Origin of the sequence: Corallococcus sp. AB049A, assembly GCF_003668885.1 — a bacterium.
GTDB lineage: Bacteria > Myxococcota > Myxococcia > Myxococcales > Myxococcaceae > Corallococcus > Corallococcus interemptor.
Genome location: NZ_RAWL01001479.1, coordinates 1 through 382, shown reverse-complemented (window position 1 = coordinate 382; position 382 = coordinate 1). Strand labels below are relative to the sequence as shown.

At 65.4% G+C, this 382-nt stretch carries 1 protein-coding gene; it reads right to left on the bottom strand.

Annotated features, from left to right (window positions below):
* Nucleotides 1-382 (bottom strand): malonate decarboxylase subunit alpha (locus D7X55_RS47520; protein ID WP_199747517.1); only part of this gene is annotated, 382 nt, incomplete at both ends.

Here is a 382-nt window from a genome sequence, read left to right as displayed (position 1 = left end):
GGTTGAGGCGGTTCACGCCGTACTCGGCGTAGATGCCCTTGATCGCCATCATCGCCATCAACACCTGGATCTCGGAGATCTGCGCCGGGTCGCGGGTGAACAGCGGTTCGATGTGGTTCGGCTTCGGCGCCTGCACCACGAAGTTGACCCAGTCAGCGGGAATGTCGACGCGGGGGAGGGCGTCGACGATCTCGTTGACCTGGGCGATGACGATGCCGCCACCGAAGGCAGTGGCTTCGACGATCACCGGCGTGTCTTCGGTGTTCGGGCCGGTGTACAGGTTGCCGTGCCGGTCTGCGGCCTGCGCGGCGACCAGGGCCACGCGCGGGGTCAGGTCGATGAAGTAGCGGCCGAACAGTTCCAGGTAGGTGTGGATGGCACC